This is a genomic window from Providencia vermicola (assembly GCF_020381325.1).
Classification (GTDB): Bacteria; Pseudomonadota; Gammaproteobacteria; order Enterobacterales; family Enterobacteriaceae; genus Providencia; species Providencia vermicola.
Window position 1 is genome coordinate 43,117 of the sequence record NZ_JAGSPI010000013.1, and the last position, 25,119, is coordinate 68,235.

Below are 25,119 nucleotides of genomic sequence, written 5' to 3' on the forward strand. Positions count from 1 at the left end.
AATATGTCTATAGATTTAAGATGTTATACAACATTGTCTGTTACTGAATTACAGCAAAAACTGGATGTGTTTGTAGCTAAACACCCAGAGATATTTCCTAAACATTATATTTTATATAGAGCAAAAGAATTAGGTCCATTTGATAAAGAAATTTCAAATGAATTTGGTTTAGATCCCGAATCTTATTTTTATATTAGTGTATCGAATAAGCTACTTGAAATATGCACTAATGAGATTGCTAGTTTAGTTAAAGGTGAATTAGGTAAAAATAACGTAATTGTTTTACATAATGGTGAAGATCTAATTTAAAATAGATCCCAGCCCGTACTGGGATCTATTTATACCTCACTCCTCAGCCAACCGGATAATCAACTGTCCGGCTTGGCGAGTGAGGGGTGTAGTGCGTACCCACCTCAAACCCTAACTCCTTCAGCCATTTACCGCTAATGGTCAGTTGTGGGCTGGGGTTAGGTTTACCGTTGTTCGGTAAGTAACCCACTGAATATCGTCTGTTTTTGACCATTTCTTTTTTAATCACCCATCCAAATATTCCAAGCCTATCGTGTTATTTTCCTTTCTTTTTTTGTTCAAAAACACCTAACAAACCACCGACAAATACGACTCGAAGCAAAAAGGCGGTAGCCTGTCGGGCAGTATTGGCACAGGGTTGAATACCACGGCATCGGTGAATGTGAATAAAACCGAGATGCACAGTGATTATCAATCGGTGGATAAACAAACGGGTATCCATGCAGGCAAAGGCGGTTTTGATATCACGGTGGGCAATCATACGCAACTTGATGGTGCGGTGATTGGCAGCACGGCAGAGGCCGATAAAAACAAACTCGACACGGGCACATTGGGCTTTGGGGATATCAAAAACAAAGCTGAGTACAAAGTGGATAGCCAAAGTGGCGGGTTTAGCACGGGAGGCTCGCCATTTGAAGACCAGTTAGCGGGTAATGCGGCAGGCTCGTTATTGACCAATGTGAATAACAAAGGGAAAGAGAGCAATACTACGCATGCAGCGGTGTCGGGGGGTGAAATTGTTATCCGCGATAAGGATAATCAGAAACAGGATGTTAACGAATTAAGCCGTGATGTGGAGAATGCCCACGAGAAGCTCAATACGATTTTTGACAAAGAGAAAGAGCAAAAACGGATAGAGAAAACGCAGCTAGTCGGCGAGTTAGGCAAGCAGATTACGGATATCGCGGTAACGGATGCGACCATAAAAGCGACGAAGGAGGCGAACGAGAGCAAGAACATCCCGACACAGCAAGAGCGTGATGCAGCGAAAAAAGCGCTTGAAGTACAAGGGAAAGTGGTCAGCGATGAGGCAATTGATAACTATATTCACGAGCAAGTTATTCAGGCGAAAGTGAATGAGTCAGGTTGGGGCGTGGGAGGCGATAAACGTCGCATAGTGGAGTCGGGCACAGCGTTAATCCAAGGCTTAGTGAATGGGGATGTAAATAAAGCGGTGGCGAATGCGAGTGCGCCATATATCGCGAATCAAATAGCGCAACACATTCCATCCGAAAATAAAGAGGGTCGCATAGCGGCACACGGTATTGCGAATGTTGCATTAGCACTGGCAAAAGGTGAAAATGCAGGTGCGCAATCGTTAGGTGCGATGACGGCAGAAGCGGTGGGAATGCTGTCGCAAGAGCTGTATAAGAAAGATGTCAGTCAGCTAACGGAAGATGAAAAATCGACGGTGAGTGCGTTTGCGAGTCTGGCCGCGGGTATAGCGGGAGGGCTAGTTGGCGGGGATACGTCGAGTGCGGCAAATGCAGGCGAAGCAGGGAAGACTACGGTTGAGAATAACTATTTGAGCTTTGATGAAAAGCAAAGAGAGAAAACCCTCGAAAATAAATTAAAGCAAGGCAATATTACGCCTGCTGAGCAATCAGAGCTAAATGCGCTTAAAGAAAAAAGTGATGAGCGCAATGAATCATTAATTACCGCTTGCCAAGGTGGTATGTCAGAAGCCTGTATAAGTGATAAAAAACAGGCGATGAGTGCAGAAAAAACCTATCAATTAGAAGGTGAGTATCAAGCATTTTATGATGCATTAAAAGACCATCCAGATGAAAAAAGACAATTTGATGCTCTTGTAGACGAATATTCTCGCGAAGTTAGCGCCTTGATGTACAAAGGATATACTCTTGAACAAGCGATGGATAAAATTCAGACTGATAGTCGGATGGCTGCAACATATCAGAAAGCAATGGATGAGATGCCAGGCTGGGCGAAAGGCTGGATGGAAATTGAGAAAGCCGTTGCAATGGTTTATGGAGCTAAAGCGGCAAATAATACGTTAATACCATGGGAAAAAGGTTACTACAATAAACCTCAGCAAGGTGGAACATTAAATGTTGGTGCAGGTAAAAAGCCGATTGAAAATGCATATAACATTTCACACCCAGATTATCCTCGAGGATTAGGTGTTCATGCTGGTAATGCTAATGATTTATCAAATGTTGCGACTGGTTCCCAAAAAGTAATTGTCATGGAAAACCCATATGGATTTAAGTCGTTCAATAATGAGGTATTGAGAGTATTGGATAAAAATGGAACCATGGTAATTACCGGCTCTTGGAACAATCCTGCAATAAAAAATATTGAAAAAGAAGCCAAGAAAAATGGATTTAAATTAGTAGAAGTGAAAGTAATTTCAAGAGAAGGTTTCAAAAATTCAAATGGTAAGCCTATAAATAACCCAACAGTTAAAGAATATAAATTTGAAAGAGAGTAACCGGGTGAAATATGAAATATAATATAGACATAACTCGTAGTTATCCGAAAATGATTTGCTTAGATAACAATATAGATCTGAAATCATATTTTTCGATTTCAGATCTTATTGGTAATTCAATTTCGTCATCAATATCAATGAGTAACATAATAGTTAATATTGATGACAAAGAATGGTATAACCCTGTAATCACTAAAAATAGTGATGGTATTGTAGCAAAAGCTTTAAAAAGTATAGAAAATGAAGAATTAGATATACTTACTTTAATGTTGAAAAAAGCAACACTAAATATAAGTGGTATAAAAAGTACATATATTCAGGTTAAATCAGGAGCAAGAGACTATTATCATTCAGAGGATAATGAGTTTTCTATAGGTGATAAATGTATATGGCTTGTTGGTTATAGTTCTGATTATGTAAATTCGATGGTCAATATAATGCTGATTTTTAATGGTACAGTAACAATTGAATTTGATGAAACAGACATATTAATTGAATCAATTAACTATAAATATTTTATTGATCCTGTAAGTGTGAATATATTTAACAATGCACTTGATTTGTTTGTAGAAACAAAAAAAAGATGGGTGGATAAGAATAATTTTAATGGGATAAAGTCTAGTTTATTAAATTTTGATGGGTTTATTAGTTATTTTGATGATACAGAGTATGGGAGTATTGCAATTAAAAATTATACTCCTGAAAATTGAATAATGTCAGAGGGATAATAATTAGTTTGTTTTAGCAAAAAGCTTATACTTTTGTTATTTCCCTCAACTACCCTGTTCGGTGTGCGAGTATAAGCTGGCTGATAATAGCAAATCTCAAATCATTCAAGCAATTACTTATAAATGTCAGTTGTGGGCTGGGGTTGGGTTCCCCTCGGTTCGGTAAGTAACCCACTGAATATCGTCTGTTTTTAAGCACTTCTTTTTTAATCACCCATCCAAATATTCCAAGCCTATCGTGTTATTTTCCTTTCTTTTTTGTTTAAAAACACCTAACAAACTACCGACAAATACGACTCGAAGCAAAAAGGCGGTAGCCTGTCGGGCAGCATTGGCACAGGGTTGAATACCACGGCATCGGTGAATGTGAATAAAACCGAGATGCACAGTGATTATCAATCGGTGGATAAGAAAACGGGTAAAATATCAGTTGAAAAATCAATGCTAAGAATTAAGCAGCGTTACGATAAGTTACTATAAACATCATTTATTTTGACCTGCCTGGTCTGCCATTAATAATGATATAGAATTATGATTATCTAAAAAATTCACCGCTAGCATATAACCAGAAAATAGATTTCTCAGCGTAGGCTGCTATAGTTTATGTGAAGAATATTATCCTTTAGCACAATACGAGAGGGGCACTCATGAGCTTTTTCCAAGAGATTTTAACTAAGGTTTTTAAACCTGCCGATGCCAAAATAGAAAATAGTGCAGACCCTGTTGCTGCGATGACCGAAGCGATTAGAGCCAATATTAATATCAGTAATGATGCTATTTCAGATAATAAAATTGATGCTATGGCTGTACTAGAAGGCTTAGCAAAAAACTATCCGCAAAAACTTAATTGGAAAGTGTCGATTGTTGATTTATTAACATTATTAGGTTTGGATAATAGCTTAACTGCACGGAAAAATCTTGCTGTGGAGCTAGGCTACCAAGGCGATACAAGTGATACTGCAACCATGAATGTGTGGTTAATTAAAGAAGTGATTAAGCAATTAGAGCAAGCGGGTGGTAATGTGAGTGAGCTTGTGAATCAACTCAAAAAATAAGTCTCAGTGGTGCCGTAGCGTTTTGACTACGGCACGCTTAAAGGCACAATTAAATAAAAATAGTACAGCCTTTATTTCTTAGCGCTTTAATCACTTTTGGTTCCTCAGTAAAGCTATTCCACCGTAAATCGAGTTTAATGAGGTTAGTTAAATTTATTAAACTGTCGGGTAATGTTTTAAGTTTATTGGCACGTAAATCCAAGTATTGGATGGATGCCATTTCACCTATCGACTCAGGAAGGTGAGTTAACTGATTAAATCTTAAATTTAAAGTATGCAATTTCTTAAGCGTAGATATTGCAGGGGAAATAGCGTGAATTTTATTTTGATTCAGATCCAGAATACGAAGAGAAGATAGGCCCGAAATATTATCCGTAAGTTCTGAAATACAGTTATTCATCAAGTGTATTTCATGCACATTGGATAATTGAGAAAGTGAGTTGGAAAAACTCTCTATTTGGTTATTATACAGCCGCAGTTCCTTAAGATTTTTTAACTGAGAAAACCAAGAGGGTACCTGCGTTAACAAGTTATCCGTTGCATTGAAATACACGAGATTGTTTAATTGAGATAATGAATTTGGCAAAGAACGAATGCCATTATCGCTTAAATAAAGGAATTGTAATTGATGCAGGTTACCTATTTCATCGGACACTTCAACAATATGGTTATGCCCTAAATCTAACATTTTGAGCCGCGTTAACTTTGTTATTTCTGCGGGGATCGATTGAATTTGATTACAAGAAAGATTAAGTACTTTTAGGTTTTCACAGTGAGTTATTCTATAGGGAAATGCACTGAGATTATTGTTATAGGCGCTTACCAAGCGGTAATCAAAAGGCGCTAGAATAAGCGTATCAATCTCTTCTCGACAGCTTGAATCCAGATTGAGTTCAAACTCAGAGTTGGAATGTTGGTGTAGCATCGCCTTCCTCACTTTAATAGAACGTATTATGTGCAGTTTATCTGTAAAAAATAGAATAATGAACAACATAATAAGATTGCATTGAATGGCCTTTTAAGTGGTTAATCATGCTGCTACCTATGATACAGTTTAAGCAATTAATGGGATTCCAATACTAACCTAGGCGGTTTAGATGTCTAATATTTTATTGTTAGATAGCGAAAATTTCTCACGCACCTTGTATAACCCGCAAGAGCAAGACTCACCCGTTGTTATTGTCTATTTTTCAGCGTCATGGTGTATTCCTTGCAAAAAGATGAAGCCTGTTTTTGAACAATTGGCGAATCATTTTGAAAAAAGTGCAGTTAAATTCGGTATGGTTGACATCGCTCAGTCCCCCATATTAGCACCTAAATATGGAATTAAATCTGTCCCAACAATCGCTATTTTTAAAGAGTCTCGATTGATAAAAGTGATTGCGGGGGAGATTTCTCTAACTCAAGCCATAGCAACGTTAAACCAAATATTTTGTGTTAATTAGGCGTTCGGTTTAAAGTATCTTTTCCCTCTTTATAACAATAATAAGCTCATCGTTATGCTGCTATTGATTCTTGAAGGTTTACTGATTGGATGTTTGCTTGGGTTAACAGGGGCAGGCGGTGGTATTTTAGCGGTTCCTGCGTTGATGGCAAGCCAAAATTGGACGGTAGCGCTTGCTGCACCTGTTGGACTTCTAGCAATAACATTAGCTGCTTTTATTGGTGTTATTCAAGGGCTTATTAATAAAACAATACGATATAAAGCCGCCATATGGATAGCGATAGTCAGTATTCCTTTTGCTAAATATGGTATTTTTTTTGCTCAAATAATTACGCCTGTTTGGCTGACGTTAGCCTTTAGTTTAGTGATGCTTTATGTTGCATATCGTACTTTTTTTACTCAGCTGACTGAATTAAATGATGCGCCGTGCCAAATTAGCCAAGAGACGGGGAAGTTTATTTGGAATATAAAAACAGCGTCGATATTAGGTGGTATCGGAATTATTGCAGGGCTTTTAACAGGATTACTAGGTGTTGGTGGTGGTTTTGTGATTGTTCCTGCGTTACGAAAAGTATCAAATTTAAATATAAAAAGTATTATTGCAACATCATTAATGGTGATTTTTTGTATCGGTAGCGTGAGTATTTTAATCAATATTTTAAATGGATTTCAATACCCTAGGGAAATTAGTTTGATATTTGTCACATCCTGTGTCATTGGTTTACTAATAGGGAGAGTCATCATAAATTATATTCCAATAAAATTAGTTAAAAATATATTTGCAAGCCTAATTATTATTGTTTCTTTTAGCTTAATCTATTCAGTCTTAGATGAGTTAAATATTTTATGAACTTGTGCTTTAAAGGTAAATGTTAATAAATTAGATTATTCAACTAGCAATTAGACTGTTTTTATATTCTATCGTGTATAACACGATTTTCATATTGACGGATTATTGTATTATTAGTGAATAAAACGATTTATCTTCATCTTCAATACGGTATAATGAACAATCGCATTTCATCCTCTCTGATAATAGCTTAAAAGGATTTTGATTATATCAATCAGGGGGGCACTAAAGGTTGACTAATATAATTATGACAAAACAAGATAGCTCAACAACAATAATTGATATAGCTAAACGTGCAAATGTTACTGATATTACCGTTTCACGTGCATTTAATCATCCCGAAATGGTAAAGAAAGAAACAAGGGATAAAATATTAGCAATTGCTCAAGAACTCAACTATGTTCCCAATCTTTTTGCACGAAATCTGAAAAATAAAAATAGCCGCATAATTGGTGTGGTTACTGACAGTACATTTAACCCTTTCTATGTTGTTCTCATTCAAACCGTTTCTCGTTTAGCAAAAGAGAAAGGGTATCAAGTGATGATTTTTGATTCAGATAGTGATGAAAAAGCAGAGAAAACGGCAATTGAAACACTCGTTAGCTATAAAGCGAGTGGCATTTTACTATCGCCAGTGCGTGATGATAAAGACTACCAGCCTAGTTATCTTTCATTAATCGACCAACATAATGTTCCGTTAGTATTTGTCGACCGTGCGATTTATGGCTATGAGAAAAAATATTCTGGGTTATTTTTGAAGAACTTTGAAATTGGTGCATTGACGGGAAAATTCCTTAATGAACAAAATAGCGAAAATACATTAATTATTTCTGGCCCTAAAAATTCAGAAATCAGTTTGTCCCGTTTGTCTGGAATATATGCAAGCTTTCCAAATAGAAAAAACCTTAATGTCTTATATAGTAGTTATATGTTTAATAAAAAAGATGAAGCGTATTTAAGACAAAAAGTTCAAGAACTTTATACTCCAGGCATGTATATTGTTGGGCTAAATGGAATTATTACTGCGGGAATGTATAAAATCATTGCAGAATTAGGGTTATCTTGCCGTTATTTTTCCGTCGATTTACCGCCTTATGCAGATACCTATCATTTATCTATTTCTGGCGTTCATCATGATTCCGTTTACCTTGGGGAATTAACCACAGAGTTATTATTTACAGAAATAGAACGTGATACAAATAAAGGCCATGAGACGAAACAAATTTTTGTTGATGGTAAGCTTGTTATTTATTAATAATAAAAAATGCCTCGTTAAGGGGCTATTTTATCCGATTATCTCCCCTTCATAATACTTTGACTATTTTATATTTCACTTTGATTTGTAATTAAAAAAATCGGTTAATTGACAGTCACAATCTACAGGCAATTAACCGATAAGGTTGAATTATGAAAAATTTAGCGCTTCATTGAGCTAATAAATGTTGCACCCCAGATAATTAAGCCTTTCACAATGTATTGAACATAAGGGGAAATACCTAATAAATTCAATCCATTATTTAATACGCCGAGGATCATGGCTCCAATTAATGTACCGATGATCATGCCACGTCCACCCGCAATAGAAGCGCCACCTAAGACCACTGCGGCAATCGCATCTAGTTCAAAACCGACACCTGCATTAGGTTGCCCACTCATGACGCGAGATGTAAAAATTAGCCCCGCAAATGCAGCAGTAAAACCACTTATCACATATACCAACATTTTGTAGCGTTCAACGCGAATACCACTTAAGCGAGCGGCTTCTTCATTACCGCCAATAGCATAAATATAACGACCAAATGAGACGTGGTTTAAGACGACGTAAAAAATAAGATAAAGGCCAAGCATTAATAAAATTGGCACTTGAATGCCCATTAACTCTTCACGGCCCCAGAAGGCAAATTCTTTGGGTAATCCTGATATTGGATAGCCACCGGTATAAATTAACGCTAAGCCTTTCGCAATAATCATCGCGCCTAATGTGACGATAATTGGCGGCATTTTACCATAAGCGGCTAAAATTCCATTAATAAAACCAAATGCAATCCCTGATAATAAGCCCAGAGCAATGGCTGCATATGGGTCCATACCATAATATTTCATTAGGCCAGCCATCAAGGTGCCCGATAAAGCCATAACAGCACCAACAGATAAATCAATTCCGCCAGTTAAAATGGCAAACGTCATACCAATAGCAATAATGGCATTAATTGAAACTTGTCGTGCAATGGTAGAAAGGTTATTTACCGTTAAAAAATGCTCATTAAAAATGGACATGCAGGTAAATAAAAGAATTAAACCAACAAGTGGTAAGAATGCAGGTATTTTTGTTAATTTAGAAAAACTAAATTTAGTTTTAGTTAGTGGAATTGCACTTTGATTAGACATAGTCATTATCCTATATAATATTGCCAGCTGCATGTACCATAATCTGAGTCGAGTTAATTTCTTCTCCACTTAACTCAGCGGCAATTTCACCATCACGAAAGACCAAAACTCTATCACTTACACCAATAACTTCGGGTAATTCAGAGGAGATCATAATAATGGAGATCCCTTTTTCAGTGAGTGAGCGCATTAGCTGATAAATTTCTGATTTTGCCCCAACATCAATACCTCGAGTAGGCTCATCGAAAATAAGAATTTTGGCTTGTTTATTTAGCCAGCGAGCAATAACAACTTTTTGCTGATTACCACCACTTAATGTGGAAACCGCAGTGTGAGGCTCTGGTGTTTTAACTTTTACTTGAGAAATTAAATCAATAGATAAAGTGAGTTCTTTTTTATTTTGGATTAAAAACAATTTTTGCGCATGGTTATTTAACCAAATATTTTCATTGACTGAGAAAGGTAAAACTAAACCTTGGGTTTTACGACTTTCAGGTAATAAGCCGATACCTAATTGCAGTGCCGCCGCCGCAGATTTAATTTTGACTTCTTGACCTTCTAAAATGACTTTTTTCTTATAGGCTTTATCTGCGCCAATCATGGCTAGGATTGTTTCGGTTCTTCCTGAACCAACAAGGCCCGCTAACCCTAAGATTTCACCTTTTTTCAATTGAAGATGGTTAACAGGGCTATTTGGGAAACGTTGAATTTCAGCATCAAGAATAATTTCCTGTTGGGAGAATTCGCGCTTATGTGGATAAATATTTTCCACTTCCCGGCCAACCATCATTTCAATAATGACATCTAAGTCTGTTTCATCGACTTTACGTGACCCAATATATTGCCCGTCACGTAACACGCTGATGGTATCGCATATTTCATAAATCTCTTCTAAGTGATGAGAAATAAAAAACATGCCAACACCTTTAGCTTTTAGATCGCGCATAACATCGAACAAATGATTCGCTTCATTAGGTGTTAATGTTGCGGTCGGCTCATCTAATACCAAAATTTTAGCATCTAAAGAAAGTGCTTTGGCAATTTCAACAAATTGTTGCTCTGCAATACTTAAATGGCTAATGGGTTCATCAATATCAATATTAACACCAAGCTCTGTGAGTAAAGCTTGAGATTTTTGGCGCATAAGTTTTCTATCTAATAAACCAAATTTATTTTTTAGTTCACGATTTAAAAAGATATTTTCAAACGCATTTAAATAAGGAATTAGAGAGAATTCTTGGAAAATAATACCTACACCAGCTTTGATAGCATCTCTGTAGTTATGAAAAATATGTTCTTTGCCTTCTATCAAAATTTTTCCACTATCAGGCTTATGTATTCCACATAAAACTTTCATTAGCGTAGATTTACCTGCGCCATTTTCACCTAATAACGCGTGAACCTCACCCTTTTCAAGGGAGAGATTAATATTATCCAACGCCTTAACTCCAGGGAAAGTTTTGCTGACATCTTGTAATGCTAATAATTGCATCATATTGCTTCCCTATATTTCTTAACCGCTTAAAAATGGGTAACAAAGTCATCTGGAATAAAGTGATTCCAATATGCATTTAATTATTAATTGTTATGAGAAGGTATTGCACCTAATACATAAGGTACAGGTGCAATACAATTAATGAGTCAATATTCGATTACCAGTGGAAATCTTTTGCATTTGTTTTGTCGATTAATTTAACATCAATCGGGACTTCTTTTGGTACGTTAGCACCCCAATATTTTGCCAAACCCATTGCTAAGCCGATACGAACTTGGTCACGTGGGAACTGTGCAGAAGTTGCGATAAACGGTGAGTTGCCTTTCGCAATTTCAGCAACGGCTTCAGGCGAACCATCAACACTGACAAGTTTTACATCACGGCCTGAAGATTCGATAGCCGCTAATGCACCAAGTGAGCCCACATCGTTAACGCTGAAAATACCATTCAAAGTTGGGTTAGCTTGCAGCATGTTTTCTGTGACATTCATCGCAGTATCACGCTCTTGCTTACCATTCAGCTTGGTAACAATTTTAATATTTGGATATTCTTTCATTGCAGCTTCAAAGCCACGAACACGCTCGAGGATTGGCACAACTGGAATACCATCTAAAATGGCGACTTCACCTTTTCCACCCAGCGCTTCACCTAAGCGTTTACCTGCCATTAATCCGGCATCGTAGTTTTTAGAACCGACGAAAGAGTCAATTGGGCCATTAGCTTGTGCGTCGATAGCGATAACCACAACACCTGCTTTTTTCGCTGCCAGTACTGCCGTTTCTGCACCAACACTATCCGCTGGGTTGATTAACAGGATATCGATTTTTTTCTGTAACATATCTTCGATATCACTGGTTTGTTTCGATACATCATGCGCCGCATCGGAAATATACAGCTGAGCACCCATATCGCCAGTTGCGCTCTCCAGAGCTTCTTTCATTGTGACGAAATATTCGTTGTTTAATTCTTGAAACGACATGCCAACTGAAACAGGTTTTGCCGTAGCGTTGAACGCCATACCTAATGTCAGGACACTTGCTGCTACAGCTAACTTTTTGAATTTACTCAACATAAGATGTTCTCCTAAAGAGCGTTTAATTATATGTAGGGTCTTACTCGTCTAGTGTTTATTTAAATTATTAATTATTACAAACAGTTAGTGCATGTCTATGGCTTGATGACGACTTTAATTGAGTCGGCAGATTTCGCCATGACAAAGGCTTCTTCCCAATCATCGATGGAGTAGAAGTGGGTAACGATATCATCAGCATTAACTAAGCCACGGCTAAAGAGATCGATAGCAACCTCATAGCTATATGGGCCTAAGTGCGCACCGCGGATATCAAGTTCTTTACGGTCACCAATAATTGACCAGTCAACCGTGGTTTCTTTACCAAACACGCTAAATTCAACGAAACGGCCAAGTTTACGGATCATTTCTAAACCTTGAGTTACGCCAACAGGGGCACCCGTCGCTTCGATATAAACGTCGCAGCCGTAACCTTCAGTCATCTCTTTGACTAACTTGATGGCATCTTCTTTTAGTGGGTTGATCACCACGTCAGCACCAAATTTTTTCGCTAATTCAAGGCGTTCGTCGATAGCATCGATCACGACTAATTTTTTTGGTGTTTTGAGTTTTGCAACTTGGATCATACACAGACCAAGCGGGCCAGCACCTGCAATGACGACGACGTCATTTAAATCGATATCACCACGGCGAACGGTGTGGATGGCACAGGCCATAGGTTCAATTAATGCGGCGTCTTTATCTGAAAGTTCATCTGGAATTTTGTGAATGATAGCGCGCTCAGAAAAACGCATATATTCAGCCATCCCACCATCGGCAACTTCTTTTTGGAAACCGTAGATATCATGGGTTTCACACATCCAATATTTACCTGATTTACAGAAACGGCATTCCCAGCAGGGGACGATTTGTTCTGCGAGGATACGATCACCCACTTTTAATTTGTATTTTTCAGCAGATCCTTCACCCAATTCTGCGACTCTGCCATAGAATTCGTGACCAGGTATGACAGGGGCTTTGATCCATGGGTCATCACCCCAGAACATTTGTGCACCATCATTGGCTTTGCAGTCACCCGCACAGATCCCACAGCCATCGACTTTAATGACAACTTCTCGAAAGCCAGCTGTAGGTCTTCTAATATTTTCAAAGCGATAGTCATGGGGACCATGACAAACAACGGCTTTCATTTTCTCAGGTAGGTTACTCATGTTCTAAAACCTCTTTCTAGTTGTTAGCCCTAATGTTGACGTCAACATTAAGCGTTTTTTTATCTCTAAATTGCTTTAATTTTTACGCTTAACGATAAATTTGGATACGAATGTAAGAAAAATGGTTCTTTAATGTTATAGATAAAATAATTTATTTTTAATATGACGACGTCGTCATTTTTGAAGGTGCAGGGAAGAAAAACTAAGATTTGTGATTTAACTCTTAATTTTTTATTGCTTTCAGAGCACCGTCAAAGGGGTGGAAAACGTCATTCATAGGTATCTAACACGATGAAAAATAACTAATAAAATAAAATTCATTCCTCGTGCTAGGCTTATTAAGAAATGAATATGAAGCCGAGTATAATTATTTTAACTGTTTTCAGAAGTGGATAATTCATGCAAAAACATTTCAGCTCACATTTTTATATGAAAGTTAATTTAATTTTCATTAAATAAAGTGATTTGAAGGTGAAGGTCAATCGATATTTTATTTGTTAAAAAATATTTTATGATTAGACCTGAAAGCAATAAGTGCTGAAAATTAAATTTTTATCAAGATTGAGTATGAATAAATAAGATTTGAAAGAAAAAAGGCTCTATTCTGTATTGTATTTAATAAATTCAACTAAGAATAAAGCCAAAAAGTACCAATTAATAACTTCATTTTGTAAGGAAATAGGTGTTTTTATTTATAGTAAGGAGTGAGGGATTAGCCCCTCACTCCTTAAGTTAAACAATCATCGGTGCGATAATAAACCCAAAGGCAACCCCTGCAATAATTCCACCTAACCCTGGTAACATGAAGGGATGGTTAAGAATATATTTTCCGACACGAGTTGAACCTGTGGAGTCAAATTCGATTGCCGCTAATGACGTTGGGTAAGTGGGTAAAACAAACACGCCAGTGACAGCAACGAACGACGCTAAAATAGCCCATGTTGGTACATCCAAAGCAATCGCCAGTGGAATGATTAGTGGTGTTGTTGCCCCTTGAGAGTAGAGCAATGCACAGGTAAAAAACAGCACGACAGCTAACAATATAGGGTAGGCAGATAATACATCCCCTGCGATAGCTTTGATTTGATCCATGTGGGCATCAACAAAAGTGGTGCCTAATGTCACAATTCCCAGTATGACAGCAAGGGAGCTCATCCCTGAACGGAACGTTGGTGCTAAAACGATAGAGTTTGGTGATGTTTTACAGAAAATAACCATCAAGCAGGCTGCACTAAGCATACAGATGATGATGATATCACGGGTACCCATCGGTTTGCCGATATCAAAACCTGGGCGTAATTGAGGGAAAGCTGCCAATATCACAATCGCAACGGTTGCAATAAGAAAAACGACAACTGAAAATTTCTCACGGGTAGTACTTTCGCCTTTTTTCTCTTCGTATTTATGGACTAACCCTTTTTGTAAGCGGTCTAAATAAACTTCATCATCTTCCAATTCACAACCTTGGCGTGATGCAATAAATGCAGCAACCATTGCAGCCACAAAGGATGCAGTTAAACACACCGACATAACAACAATAAATGTAACGCCATTACCTTCCATAATGGTTAACATTGCCGCCATTGCGGCACTTATCGGAGAACCTGAAATGGCTATTTGTGAAGCAACAACGGAGCCTGCCAGTGTACGAGAAGGGCGTATACCAGAGTCTTTCGCTATTTCAGCAATGACGGGAAGCATTGAAAATACGATAAATCCCGTACCAGCCATAATGGTCATCACCCAAGTGGTGATTGGCGCAATAATATTTAGGTACTTCGGATTTTTACGCATAAATGTGCTGGCAAGGCGCACTAAATAGTCCATCCCACCTGCTGCTTGTAATGCAGATGCTGCGACAACAACTGTCATAATAATTAAAATAACATCAACAGGGGGAGAACCTATTGGCAAACCAAATCCAATGGTTAATACTGCCAACCCCAATCCTCCGCATAAGCCAATACCAATTCCGCCCATACGTATACCGAAGAAAATAGCACCTAGTACAACAATGATCTCTAGCCAAACCATAATCGTCTCCAATAGACAATATATTGTCATTAGTAATAAAATTTCTTAAATTGATTGTTTTTAATAATGGTTAAATAGTTACTTTAAATTTTGGCTTATTATTAAATGTGATTTTCCAACTCTATTTTCATACCAATGAATACTAGCCCTAACTAAAGAACCTGTTGAATCTATATACTTATCAGGGTATTTTTTAACTTCATTGGCTAAAATAACAGGAACTTCAGTGCAACCTAAAATAATGACTTCGGCTCCCCGTGAAAATAATAATTCAGCTTGCGACTTCATGATCTCTTCTGCTGCATCTTTATTTCCAGACTTTAATAAATAAATGCTTTTCATGACTAATTTCTGGCTTTCTTCATCAGGTGTGATGCAGTTTAATTTTTTTTGTTCAATACTTTTTTGGTAAAGACCCATATACATGGTTGCATTCGTCGCTAATAGGCCGATATTTTTCTTCTCAGTTAAGATAACTTCTTGCATCGTGGTTTCAACAATACTTAGCATATCCACATGGCAAGTGTTTTTTAATTCATCAAACCAAAAATGCGCAGTATTACAGGGGATTACAATGCATTCAGCACCTGCATCTTCGAGTTTTCTTAAATAATCTGTCATCAAAGGAAGCGGTGAGACCCCATGATTTAACAATGCTTCTGTACGATCTGGAATATCAGGAATGGATGAAATAATTAATGGAATATGGTCTTGGTCTTTATTAGCAATAGTATATGTTACAAATTTATTAAATAAATCGACGGTTGCTGCTGGACCCATTCCACCTAATACACCAATTAAACCTTTCATTATTACGCTCCTGCGATTTTATCTTTTTTTGATTTAAGATAAATTAAACGCGATATTACTTAATTTATTTAACATGAAATACATTATTTAATTAATTATTAACCATTGGTTCTAATTAATCGGTGTCTGATTTTTAGCAAGGTTTTTTAGGGAAGAGAAATGCAAGTAAGTATGGTTTAATGCAAGATACGCATTAAGATTTTAATGTTAACTCGAAGGAGCTCAATGAAATGAAAGGCAAAGCCCGAATATAATTGGCTTTAACAGTGAAGATTAAATTAATAAAAAATAAAATTTGATTTTTATTAATGTTTGAAACGTTAACCTTATGCATAATACAAATAACAGATCTACAATTTATGCATGATAATTTAACTAGCGATTAACTAAATATAGTAATAAGAATATCATTATATATTTTATACGCGTCATCCTTCAAGCTGCATGGGTGTTGACTGCATTCAGATAGCCGAATCACATACTTTTGTATGCTCATCGGTCTATCTTCACTTGTCGCCTACATGCAACTCGAATGATTTAGCGTATATAGGTTAGTCGCTTTTTCAAGCTGCATGGGTGTTGACTGCATTCAGATAGCCGAATCACATACTTTTGTATGCTCATCGGTCTATCTTCACTTGTCGCCTACATGCAACTCGAATGATTTAGCGTATATATTTTAACAGCAAGTCTGCTTAAGGCTTAATAACATGAAAAATATAGAAACAAAGTGGCTGTACGATTTTTTAACCTTGGAATCTTGTCGGCATTTTTCCCATGCTGCTGAGCAGCGAAACATTTCTCAACCCGCTTTTAGTCGGCGTATTAAAGCGTTAGAGGAGGCGATCGGTGTCGAATTGTTTGATAGAACCACATCCCCCTTGCAATTGTCCGAAGAAGGCAAAGTTTTCCACTCTCAAGCCCGTAGCTTGTTGCAGCAATTAGAGTGTAATTTGAATGAACTATCTGGGCATAATATTTTAAGTTTACCTAATATTAAAATTGCGGCGGCACATTCTTTATCATTAACACTGCTCCCCAAACTTGTTCACGCATTGTCTGGTTTCGGGGAAGAATTTGTTTATCATGTTGAAGCCATTGACGTGGTACAGGTGGTGAATGCACTAAGAGAAGGGAAAAGTGATTTTATCATCTCATTTTATGATGAGGATTTAATGCAATCTCCATTTTCCAGCTTGAATGTTTTTGAGTCTGAGCTTTACCCTATCTGTGCCGCAGATGAATTTGGTAAACCGTTATTCGATATTTACCAACCCCAAGTTCCCTTGTTGAATTATACGAATGCTTCTTATATGGGGCGGTTAGTTAATCGTAGGTTAAGTGAGTTCGGTGCAATTAGTTCAAAAACGTTGTTTATGTCTTCCATGAGTGAATTATTGAAAAATATGGCATTGGATGGTCATGGCATCGCATGGCTGCCGATTTACTCTGTGGTCAATGAGCTGAAAGAAAAGAAATTGGTTTGTCTTGATACCCCTGAATTGACGATTCCAATTCAAGCTTACATTTACCGTATGGACACTCGTTTAAATAAAACCGCAGAGGATTTTTGGCGTATTTTGAAGAAAAATATTCCAGAAGATTTAAAGCATTTGTAAAACTTAATAGAAATCCTATAACGAGAAAACCCGCTATAGTCGCGGGTTTTGTACCATATAATCATTGAACATTAGTGATCTAAAGAAACAGAATGAACATAAGATAGCTGTTTTAACGAGCAATAAAATTCAGGCAATGTGGTTTTTTGGCGAACCACCAGTTTTAAATTGACTTCTACTCGCTCTTTTTTTATGTCACGTATTGTTAGGTTTTCAATAATGTCTTTATGTTGTTTTAAATACTCAATGAGTAAGGGGACGCCATCTTCATGGGTAAACAACATTCGAACTTTAATCTTACCTAATTTTTGATTTTTCATCTGAAACAATGCCACTTGTGGGCTCAGTTGAATCGCCAAGAAAAAAAGAACGGTGACAATTAATGCGTGCCAATAAAAGCCAGAGCCACACGCAATTCCAACGCCAGCTGAAGCCCAAACAATCGCTGCGGTTGTCAGTCCTGAAATAGCATCATCACGACGATGTAAAATAACACCCGCGCCTAAAAAGCCCACTCCGCTGATTATTTGCGCCGCTAATCTCATTGGGTCACTGCGAATATTATCTGAAATATTGGCGTAATATTCGGCAGACTGAATAGAAACAATGGTTAATAAACAGCTAGCAACAGCAATAATGACACAGGTTTTAAAGCCGACAGGTTTTCCCTTTGATTCACGTTCTAAGCCAATAAAGCCGCCTAAAATAAAGGCGGCGAGTAATTTAGCAATACTTGATAGTGACAAAGGGCCAATGGTGTCGACAAACTGCATAAGAGCATCCATGGCTTACCTCTGTATATTTCGAATTACGGTGCTACAGCGCCCTCTGGTGCTTTTTTATCGTCGTTATTTTTCTTTTTAGAAACATCATCTTTAAAGAAGAAGATAAAAAACACACAAACAACAGCAGCGACGATAGCCGGGTAATGCCAGAAGGTTTCCCATTGTGGTAAGGATTCGCTACCTTTTTCCGTGACTGTTGAGTTAAATATTTGTCCGCAAATCGTGGAGGCAAATAATAAACCGAAGCCGTTTGAAACAATAAAGCGTAACCCTTGAGCTTGTGCGCGGATTTCTGGTTTTGCTTTACGGTCGACATAAATATCGCCAGCGGTAAAGAAGAAGTCCCAACATAATCCCTGAAGCATCAACCCAAAGACAATAAAATATAAACTGGTATCGACCGCAGCATAGGCAAATAATGTTGAGCGAATAATCCAGCTAACTGCACCTAATAATAAAGTGATTTTAAAACCGAACTTCATCAAGAAGAACGATAGGAAGAACATAAACAGCACTTCACAGGCAATACCAATTTGCATAATAGAAGCGGCATTATCAAACCCAAGCGTTTTAATAAACACAGGGATATAGGCGGAATAAGCTGTTTTTGGGATCATTAATACAAAGATGCTAAACATTAAAATAGCGAAATAGCGGTCTTTAAATAATGACAATGCGTCTAAGCATAAAATATCTCGTGTAGAGAATGGTTTACCTTTAGCTTTTGGTGGCGTATTTGGCAGTGTAAAACAGTAAAAGCCTAATACGACTGCAACCGCAGATGCGATATACCATGTCATGGTACTGCCAGAGAAGCCCATTTCCCCTAAAATAAATCCGATAGCCATAAAACCAAACGTACCGAATACACGAATGATAGGGAAATATTTCACACCATTAATATGGGAGAAGCTGATGCTATTAGAAAGTGCGGTTGTTGGGTAAAACAGCAGACCAATAATAAAGATCAAAAATAGGGTCATGCCACTGTTTTGTGCTTCAATAAATTGAGGAACACATAAAATGACGGCGGCATTAATTAAGTGAAGGATCCCCATCACTTTTTGTGAAGCAAAGAAACGGTCAGCAACCATACCAATAAATAACGGTGAAATAATGGTCGCGACACCTAATAACGCATAAGCATTACCAATAATATGTGCCATACCATAGGTACTTAATACCAGCCCCATCGTCATATTCCATGCACCTTGCATGAAATATTGCACAAACATCATGATCAGCAAGCGGGAAGTGATTTTCATATCCATTTTTATTTCCCTCTTAATGTGTTTCTAACGTTAATCCGTCATATGCGACACGGATATTATAAGGAGCACAAACCGCCACTAATTCTTCATGCAGTAATTTACCGCTGTGTGAAATATGAGAAACAGCAATTTGAGTATTAGAATGCAAACAACCTTGTTGTTGCAGCCTTTCTTGTGCTGCAAAGACGGTTTCTAGGCTCATATGGTTATCGGTATGGTTATTGCCATTTAGGCCATAAGTGCATTCGAATACAACAATATCTAGCGGTTTGTTTTCAAGCCATTGCCAAGTCAGCTCTGGGAACCAGCCTGAATCGTGGCCATAGAAAATCGCTTTGCCATCTTTTTCAATATGATAGACATAACAGAGCTCCCATTTCGCATGGTTTGCTAGTAATGGGGTAATTTTATATCCATTTCTTTCAACGGTGACAAAAGGGATTAAACAATGAAAAGCGAAACGCTCTTTGCTGTATCCCGGTAGCACTTCAAGGCAGCCATTGATTGCACGATCGTTGCCAAATATGTGAAGTGGATGGTGAATTTCAAAGCCATAACCTTCCATTCGGCTGAACAGATCGCCCACATTAAAATGATCAGGGTGAGTGTGAGTGAATAGCAGGCTTTCAAAATGGGTTGCATCCATTCCATCACGCATCAGTTGATAACTAAATGTGGGAGATACGTCGATCAACATGAGGTCATCCACAATAGCCGAGGAGTGAGTTCTGATATCTTTACCACCAAGTTGCCTTGCTTTTTGGCAGTGCTCACAACGGCAAAAAGGGTTTGGTATACCCTCTGAAGCCGCAGTGCCTAAAAAATGAATTTTCATGATAATTTCCTTTATCTTATTGTTTTATTTTGGGTTATTAAATCCCTGGTGCTGGTGTTAAATCGATAAAACTATTATTTGAACGTTCCAATGATAATTTGGTGGGGTTAGTTTGCCAATGATAGATATTCAGATCAGTGATCTCATTCAAATTAAAATAATTATCTATTTGATTAATAGTGGTATTTTTTATTTTTTGCTTTATACGTATCGAATGTTAATACTTTCCATTATTTGATTGTTTTATCTGCATATTTATTTTGGAACGTTCAAATTAATTATCGGTAGTCGTGATAAATAATTCAGGTATGCTATTGCGAGAAGCAACGTAAGGTGAAAAGACAAATGGCAACAATTAAAGATATTGCAAAATTGGCGGGTGTTTCTCATGGAACGGTTTCTAACGTTTTGAATAAACGTGGAAATGTGAGTGTAGAGAAAATTGAGGCTGTCTATAAAGCAGCAAAGCAAATGGGGTACCAGCTCAATACACAAGCGCAATTGTTGAGAACCAATAAAAGCCACAAAATCGCGATACTATTACCTCAGTTAGTGTCCGATAAATACGCAATCTTTTTTAATTCATTTAGGCAATCAATCTCTTTGTATCCCGAGATAACCTATGATCTATTTTTGACGGATGATCTTGAAACAACAGAGTTAGATGCATTACAAAAAATTGCAGCGGGTGGATATAAACAGGTGGTTGCTGTGAGCTGCTTGCAAGACGCGAACACTTATTTTGATACATTAAAATTACCTGCTTCTCAGATTGTGTTTATTTACCGCCAACCAGCTAATGCTCACCATTTTTTCACGTTAGATTTTTCTCAAGCTGCAGAGGCGATTTGCCAACAAATTGCGACCAGCCGCAGTCAACTGGTGGGGATTTTCAGCGATGAACATGGTGAATTAGAACATTCAACGTTTGTGAGTGAGTTACAAAAAAGCCTCAAGCAGTGTGCACCAAATAAAAAATATATTGTGATCCGAGCATCGAATGATGAATCCTATAAAGCGGCATTTGATTTTTTCACCTTAGACCAAACACCAGACTTGTTTGTTGCTGAAGATATTGAAAAAGCAAGTTTTTTAACTCAAGCCAGTTTTTTTGGTAGCAATAGCGATTGCCCTGCTATTTTTGCCTTAAGTGGTAATATTCCCCCAATATTAAAAGGGCTACATTGTTTTCCGATGAATTATGCGCAGCTAGGGTTAGAGGTTGTTGATGAGCTAATGAAAGAGGATGAACTGGAAAGTGAGAACATGGGAGCAAACACTGTTTATGTGCGCAACCAAAGTGGCAACCTCTATACTGCAACACCAGCACTTAGTACAGTTAATAAAGATGAGCCGAGTTTGAACCTCCTTATTTTGCCAAGTCCTTCGACAAATGCACTCAAAAAGCTCTTACCCCACTTTTATCGCCAAACGGGCATTAAGGTTAATTTAGCCATACATCCTTATGACGAAGTCTACCAAATATTGGGACAGCTCCATTTACATCCTTATTATGATTTATTGCGGATTGATATGGCCTGTTTTCCTTGGTTTGCAGAGCGCATATTACAGCCGCTAGATAACGTCGGGAACGGCTTAACGGATTTATTGAGCAGCTTTTCCAGACCAACCCAACAAAAATTTAGTTTAGTCGGGGACACTGCTTATGCCATGCCATTTGATGCTAGTGCCCAGTTGTTGTTTTATCGAAAAGACTTGTTTGAAGATCCGATCCTAAAGCGCATGTATTACGAAAAAACAGGCAATGAATTGGCTGTGCCGACAAGTTTTCACGAATACGACCAAGTCACGCAGTTTTTTACAGAGCAGCATGAAAAAGGGCAATTTTCTCGCCCAATTGGTGCATCAACAACATTGGGAAGTGCTGGCTTAATAGCAAGTGAATATTTGCTGCGCTACTATGCAGAAGGTGGGCGGTTAATTGAGGGGGATGGTATTCCTCGATTAGAAATGCCTTTGGCAGGCAAAGTGTTAAGCGATTATCTACACCAAGTTTCTGTCACTGAAAATATCCATGAAAAGTGGTGGAGCGAATCCGTTAGGCAATTTGAGCAAGGTGAACTTGCTATGTTAATTGCTTATATGAATCTGTTTAATGATGTGGCTCATAGCGATATTTTTCCAAAAATTGGTTATGCCTCTGTGCCTGGTGGGCTTCCACAACTCGGGGGAGGTGCACTCGGCGTATCTCGTTATAGTCAAAAATCACATTATGCGGAGCAATTTTATCGTTGGCTCTATTCACCTATCGTGATGGATCATCTTATTTTATTGGGTGGGAATAGTAACCATCAAGATTTCAGCCATAACCAAGAAATCTGCCATCGCTACCCTTGGATGCCTCTGGCTTATCAAGAAATTAACCGTGGGATCCGCGAATCTTCCATTCCAAACGGTAAGTTATTTAATTTGCGCCAAGCTGAAGTGATTATTGGTCAAGGGATTACTAATGTGGTGAATAAGATCATGACAATAGAAGAAACCATTGAATACATTAATCAGCGTTTATTAGTGGATACCCAAGGGGAACGATAGGGTGGTTTCTTTAAATAGTGGTATCTAGATCTGGAATCGACTTTTAATCATAATTGATTATATTCGAAGCTTTTTAACGTTATATTTTATTTGTTCCCTCTGAGTGGCCACCAGTTTATGGTGGCTTGCCAGCACGTTCGCAGCCTCAACTGTAAGCTTAATACACAGCAAAACGTTCTCAGTGCTTTTATCTGCCTAGGTTGATATCACTTACGATGGATCAATAAACAACAGTGTCGTTTTTCCCGCACTTATTCATATGGTATTTGTATTAAAAAAACTCACCCTGTTAATAATCGACCTTACAGGGTGAGAATCTCCTTTATCACGGAGAGAATGGTCAACATGTTGACCCGAGAGTTGATGAAATATTGACTAAATAATACATCCAATGAGAATGGAGACTTATTTCACTCCATTTAAATCAAGAGGGAGCCCTATTTTTGAAAGACTTTGTTACCAGCAAACCATGTTTGTTCAATTTTCCAGTTTCTAATATCTTGTGGTAAAGGCTCACTCACTGTGCCATCGATGATGGCAAAATCAGCCCATTTTCCTACACTGATACTTCCGATTTGATTTCCCCAACCTGCAATATCAGCAGGGGCTTGTGTGTATGCATAGAGCGCTTCATCAAATGAAAGTGCGTTTTCCCCATGCCACGTTTTTCCATCACGTTCACGTAATACCGCATCTCCAATTTGTAATAGAGGAATTTCAACGGCAGTTGGCCAATCACTACCGAGTACCAATTTTGCTCCACTGCTCAAGAGTGTTTGCCAAGCGTAGCTTCGTTCAAGGCGAGGTTCACCGAGTCGAGAGGGAATATAACTGCCTTGAATAGCGTGGTTAGGTTGCATAGAAGCAACGATATTGTATTGTGAGAATTTAGGGACAGTTTGGGTCTCGACCACTTCAATGTGTTCAATACGATCTGGCAAGGTAGTTTGTCGAGGTGAAAGGCTAAATGCCTTCATGACCATGTCTACACTTTTATCACCAATCGCATGCACTGCGACTGGGAAATTTTGCGCATGGGCAAGCTTAACCAGTTTATTGAGCTTATCTTGGCTATGAATTGGGGTTCCATGGAGAGAGGTATGATCGGAATAGGCTTCATTCAGTGCGGCGGTATAGGTTGACAACACTCCATCAGCAAAATATTTGATATATCCTAAACGGAATTGGGGGCCTTGTTGCCATATTTTTTCTTGTTTTTTTGATAATGAGTTCATCTTATCACGCTGGTTGGCATAGCGTTGAAACACTTCTGGTGTGGCTTGTGAGTCAGAACTATCGGCCATTAAACCAAACCACACTCGCATTGAAAAGGGTTCCGTGGCGAGAAGCTCTTGATAGGCCTTAATGTCCTCGGACCACATATCATGCACAGAGGTAACACCTAAGCTATTAAAATACTGGATGATATTCCTCAATGCCGCCGTTTTGGAGGGTTCAGCTTTTTTATAAATAGCTGATTGTGTCACGAGCTCCATCGCATTTTCTTTTAAAATTCCTGTCGGTTCTCCCGTTTTAGCGTCTTTAACAATGACTCCCCCAGTGGGTGACTCGGTTTGCGCTGTAATATTCAGTAATTTCATTGCCGCGGTATTAATCCACATGGAATGAAAATCGCTGTCTAATAATGCGATGGGGCGGTCAGGTACAACTGCATCAAGTTCGTGTCGTGTAGGTAAATCTTGCTGTTCAGTTAACGTTACATCCCAACGTCCGCCTACAATCCATGCGCCATCTGGAAGCTCTTTATCTTTTTTGGCAATAATCTCTAACCACTGAGCGCGGTCGGCAATATTAAATAAATCGACACCAAATGCTAAATCTGTTCCCCCTAAAAAGTGGGTATGTGCATCTGTTAAGCCTGGGATAACGGTATGACCTTTCGCATCAATCACTTTCGTTTTTTCATTTTGTAACTTTTTAACATAAAACTCACTGCCAACGGCGATAAATTTACCGTCTTGTATGGCAAATGATTGAGCGCGAGGTTTTGATGGATCGACAGTACGAACATCTGCATTTAGCACAATAATATCTGCAATGGGCAGCGTTGATTGTGCATATGAAAAGAGGGCGGTTGTCGACATCGCAATAGCAAGGCTAAGACGAGTTAATTTATTTGAGAATGGCATTATTCATCCTATTGTTAATGCGAATAAAAAAGTGTCATGGCTGCCAGAACATATTTCTAGTTCTCTATGTATGAGAAAACCCGAAAAATATGTGTCT

The 25,119-nt window shown here is 38.1% G+C and carries 22 protein-coding genes; 10 read left to right on the forward strand and 12 right to left on the reverse strand.

The window, feature by feature from the left end; genetic code table 11:
• Positions 1–3: 3 nt before the first annotated feature.
• The gene (locus KDJ85_RS17800; protein ID WP_225820791.1) at positions 4–309 is read left to right on the forward strand and encodes a hypothetical protein; all 306 of its coding nucleotides are present in this window, start codon (positions 4–6) and stop codon (positions 307–309) included.
• A gap of 43 nt (positions 310–352) precedes the next feature.
• Here KDJ85_RS17800 and KDJ85_RS17805 read toward each other — a convergent pair whose 3' ends face one another.
• Positions 353–523 carry a SymE family type I addiction module toxin gene (locus KDJ85_RS17805; RefSeq protein ID WP_225820861.1) on the reverse strand — a complete coding sequence of 57 codons (171 nt, stop codon included), beginning with the start codon at positions 521–523 and terminating at the stop codon, positions 353–355.
• Positions 524–667: 144 nt separating this feature from the next.
• Here KDJ85_RS17805 and KDJ85_RS17810 point away from each other — a divergent pair, with 144 nt between their 5' ends.
• The 4 genes from KDJ85_RS17810 (at position 668) to KDJ85_RS17825 (ending at position 4,544) form a co-directional block, all read left to right on the forward strand.
• Positions 668–2,761 carry a VENN motif pre-toxin domain-containing protein gene (locus KDJ85_RS17810; protein ID WP_225820792.1) on the forward strand — a complete coding sequence of 698 codons (2,094 nt, stop codon included), beginning with the start codon at positions 668–670 and terminating at the stop codon, positions 2,759–2,761.
• Between the two features lie 11 nt (positions 2,762–2,772).
• A complete protein-coding gene (locus KDJ85_RS17815) occupies positions 2,773–3,471 on the forward strand; it encodes a hypothetical protein (RefSeq protein WP_225820793.1) in 699 nt (232 codons plus the stop codon).
• A gap of 360 nt (positions 3,472–3,831) precedes the next feature.
• The gene (locus tag KDJ85_RS17820; RefSeq protein ID WP_225820794.1) at positions 3,832–3,969 is read left to right on the forward strand and encodes a hypothetical protein; all 138 of its coding nucleotides are present in this window, start codon (positions 3,832–3,834) and stop codon (positions 3,967–3,969) included.
• Positions 3,970–4,136: 167 nt separating this feature from the next.
• Positions 4,137–4,544 (forward strand): DUF3597 domain-containing protein, encoded by a 408-nt coding sequence (locus tag KDJ85_RS17825; protein WP_225820795.1) that lies wholly within the window; start codon positions 4,137–4,139, stop codon positions 4,542–4,544.
• A 49-nt stretch (positions 4,545–4,593) separates the two neighbouring features.
• Here KDJ85_RS17825 and KDJ85_RS17830 read toward each other — a convergent pair whose 3' ends face one another.
• Complete coding sequence (locus KDJ85_RS17830; RefSeq protein ID WP_225820796.1) at positions 4,594–5,469, reverse strand: leucine-rich repeat domain-containing protein; 876 nt, start codon at positions 5,467–5,469, stop codon at positions 4,594–4,596.
• Positions 5,470–5,641: 172 nt separating this feature from the next.
• On the opposite strand from KDJ85_RS17830, the gene KDJ85_RS17835 reads away from it, so the two are divergent.
• From KDJ85_RS17835 to KDJ85_RS17845, 3 genes are all read left to right on the forward strand, one after another.
• Positions 5,642–5,989: a thioredoxin family protein gene (locus KDJ85_RS17835; RefSeq protein ID WP_225820797.1), complete on the forward strand. Its 348-nt coding sequence runs from the start codon at positions 5,642–5,644 to the stop codon at positions 5,987–5,989.
• A gap of 54 nt (positions 5,990–6,043) precedes the next feature.
• Positions 6,044–6,838: a sulfite exporter TauE/SafE family protein gene (locus tag KDJ85_RS17840; RefSeq protein ID WP_225820798.1), complete on the forward strand. Its 795-nt coding sequence runs from the start codon at positions 6,044–6,046 to the stop codon at positions 6,836–6,838.
• Between the two features lie 247 nt (positions 6,839–7,085).
• Positions 7,086–8,093 carry a LacI family DNA-binding transcriptional regulator gene (locus KDJ85_RS17845; protein WP_225820799.1) on the forward strand — a complete coding sequence of 336 codons (1,008 nt, stop codon included), beginning with the start codon at positions 7,086–7,088 and terminating at the stop codon, positions 8,091–8,093.
• A 161-nt stretch (positions 8,094–8,254) separates the two neighbouring features.
• Here the strand turns inward: KDJ85_RS17845 and KDJ85_RS17850 are convergent, their stop codons facing one another.
• From KDJ85_RS17850 to cuyB, 6 genes are all read right to left on the reverse strand, one after another.
• Positions 8,255–9,232 (reverse strand): ABC transporter permease, encoded by a 978-nt coding sequence (locus tag KDJ85_RS17850; protein WP_375084037.1) that lies wholly within the window; start codon positions 9,230–9,232, stop codon positions 8,255–8,257.
• A gap of 4 nt (positions 9,233–9,236) precedes the next feature.
• Positions 9,237–10,721 (reverse strand): sugar ABC transporter ATP-binding protein, encoded by a 1,485-nt coding sequence (locus KDJ85_RS17855; protein ID WP_225820800.1) that lies wholly within the window; start codon positions 10,719–10,721, stop codon positions 9,237–9,239.
• Positions 10,722–10,878: 157 nt separating this feature from the next.
• Positions 10,879–11,739 carry an ABC transporter substrate-binding protein gene (locus KDJ85_RS17860; RefSeq protein WP_370661211.1) on the reverse strand — a complete coding sequence of 287 codons (861 nt, stop codon included), beginning with the start codon at positions 11,737–11,739 and terminating at the stop codon, positions 10,879–10,881.
• Positions 11,740–11,888: 149 nt separating this feature from the next.
• Complete coding sequence (locus KDJ85_RS17865; protein WP_225820801.1) at positions 11,889–12,962, reverse strand: zinc-binding dehydrogenase; 1,074 nt, start codon at positions 12,960–12,962, stop codon at positions 11,889–11,891.
• Between the two features lie 732 nt (positions 12,963–13,694).
• Positions 13,695–14,996: an anaerobic C4-dicarboxylate transporter gene (locus KDJ85_RS17870; protein ID WP_225820802.1), complete on the reverse strand. Its 1,302-nt coding sequence runs from the start codon at positions 14,994–14,996 to the stop codon at positions 13,695–13,697.
• Between the two features lie 78 nt (positions 14,997–15,074).
• The gene (gene cuyB, locus KDJ85_RS17875; RefSeq protein WP_225820803.1) at positions 15,075–15,806 is read right to left on the reverse strand and encodes a cysteate racemase; all 732 of its coding nucleotides are present in this window, start codon (positions 15,804–15,806) and stop codon (positions 15,075–15,077) included.
• A 710-nt stretch (positions 15,807–16,516) separates the two neighbouring features.
• Between cuyB and hypT the strand changes: the two genes are divergently transcribed.
• Entirely contained in the window at positions 16,517–17,425 is a 909-nt protein-coding gene (gene hypT / locus KDJ85_RS17880; protein WP_225820804.1) for a hypochlorite stress DNA-binding transcriptional regulator HypT, read from the forward strand.
• A gap of 71 nt (positions 17,426–17,496) precedes the next feature.
• Here hypT and KDJ85_RS17885 read toward each other — a convergent pair whose 3' ends face one another.
• The 3 genes from KDJ85_RS17885 to KDJ85_RS17895 are packed head-to-tail and all read right to left on the reverse strand — an operon-like array spanning position 17,497 to position 20,316.
• Positions 17,497–18,210, reverse strand: a complete 714-nt coding sequence (locus KDJ85_RS17885; RefSeq protein ID WP_225820805.1) for an MgtC/SapB family protein — start codon at positions 18,208–18,210, stop codon at positions 17,497–17,499.
• A gap of 23 nt (positions 18,211–18,233) precedes the next feature.
• Positions 18,234–19,481: an MFS transporter gene (locus KDJ85_RS17890; RefSeq protein WP_225820806.1), complete on the reverse strand. Its 1,248-nt coding sequence runs from the start codon at positions 19,479–19,481 to the stop codon at positions 18,234–18,236.
• Positions 19,482–19,494: 13 nt separating this feature from the next.
• Entirely contained in the window at positions 19,495–20,316 is an 822-nt protein-coding gene (locus tag KDJ85_RS17895; RefSeq protein ID WP_225820807.1) for an MBL fold metallo-hydrolase, read from the reverse strand.
• A gap of 345 nt (positions 20,317–20,661) precedes the next feature.
• Between KDJ85_RS17895 and KDJ85_RS17900 the strand changes: the two genes are divergently transcribed.
• On the forward strand, positions 20,662–22,872 hold the full coding sequence (locus KDJ85_RS17900; protein WP_225820808.1) for an extracellular solute-binding protein: 2,211 nt from the start codon (positions 20,662–20,664) through the stop codon (positions 22,870–22,872).
• A gap of 437 nt (positions 22,873–23,309) precedes the next feature.
• On the opposite strand, the gene KDJ85_RS17905 is transcribed toward KDJ85_RS17900, so the two are convergent.
• Positions 23,310–25,022 carry an amidohydrolase gene (locus KDJ85_RS17905; RefSeq protein ID WP_225820809.1) on the reverse strand — a complete coding sequence of 571 codons (1,713 nt, stop codon included), beginning with the start codon at positions 25,020–25,022 and terminating at the stop codon, positions 23,310–23,312.
• Positions 25,023–25,119: the final 97 nt, after the last annotated feature.

Coding starts and splice junctions, on each gene's coding strand:
- KDJ85_RS17800 (WP_225820791.1), top strand. CDS start 4: ATGTCTATAGATTTAAGATGTTATACAACATTGTCTGTTACTGAATTA.
- cuyB (WP_225820803.1), bottom strand. CDS start 15,806: ATGAAAGGTTTAATTGGTGTATTAGGTGGAATGGGTCCAGCAGCAACC.
- KDJ85_RS17850 (WP_375084037.1), bottom strand. CDS start 9,232: ATGACTATGTCTAATCAAAGTGCAATTCCACTAACTAAAACTAAATTT.
- KDJ85_RS17860 (WP_370661211.1), bottom strand. CDS start 11,739: ATGGCGTTCAACGCTACGGCAAAACCTGTTTCAGTTGGCATGTCGTTT.
- KDJ85_RS17900 (WP_225820808.1), top strand. CDS start 20,662: ATGGCAACAATTAAAGATATTGCAAAATTGGCGGGTGTTTCTCATGGA.
- KDJ85_RS17840 (WP_225820798.1), top strand. CDS start 6,044: ATGCTGCTATTGATTCTTGAAGGTTTACTGATTGGATGTTTGCTTGGG.
- KDJ85_RS17825 (WP_225820795.1), top strand. CDS start 4,137: ATGAGCTTTTTCCAAGAGATTTTAACTAAGGTTTTTAAACCTGCCGAT.
- KDJ85_RS17830 (WP_225820796.1), bottom strand. CDS start 5,469: ATGCTACACCAACATTCCAACTCTGAGTTTGAACTCAATCTGGATTCA.
- KDJ85_RS17855 (WP_225820800.1), bottom strand. CDS start 10,721: ATGATGCAATTATTAGCATTACAAGATGTCAGCAAAACTTTCCCTGGA.
- KDJ85_RS17890 (WP_225820806.1), bottom strand. CDS start 19,481: ATGGATATGAAAATCACTTCCCGCTTGCTGATCATGATGTTTGTGCAA.
- KDJ85_RS17805 (WP_225820861.1), bottom strand. CDS start 523: ATGGTCAAAAACAGACGATATTCAGTGGGTTACTTACCGAACAACGGT.
- KDJ85_RS17905 (WP_225820809.1), bottom strand. CDS start 25,022: ATGCCATTCTCAAATAAATTAACTCGTCTTAGCCTTGCTATTGCGATG.
- KDJ85_RS17845 (WP_225820799.1), top strand. CDS start 7,086: ATGACAAAACAAGATAGCTCAACAACAATAATTGATATAGCTAAACGT.
- hypT (WP_225820804.1), top strand. CDS start 16,517: ATGAAAAATATAGAAACAAAGTGGCTGTACGATTTTTTAACCTTGGAA.
- KDJ85_RS17815 (WP_225820793.1), top strand. CDS start 2,773: ATGAAATATAATATAGACATAACTCGTAGTTATCCGAAAATGATTTGC.
- KDJ85_RS17870 (WP_225820802.1), bottom strand. CDS start 14,996: ATGGTTTGGCTAGAGATCATTGTTGTACTAGGTGCTATTTTCTTCGGT.
- KDJ85_RS17865 (WP_225820801.1), bottom strand. CDS start 12,962: ATGAGTAACCTACCTGAGAAAATGAAAGCCGTTGTTTGTCATGGTCCC.
- KDJ85_RS17895 (WP_225820807.1), bottom strand. CDS start 20,316: ATGAAAATTCATTTTTTAGGCACTGCGGCTTCAGAGGGTATACCAAAC.
- KDJ85_RS17835 (WP_225820797.1), top strand. CDS start 5,642: ATGTCTAATATTTTATTGTTAGATAGCGAAAATTTCTCACGCACCTTG.
- KDJ85_RS17885 (WP_225820805.1), bottom strand. CDS start 18,210: ATGGATGCTCTTATGCAGTTTGTCGACACCATTGGCCCTTTGTCACTA.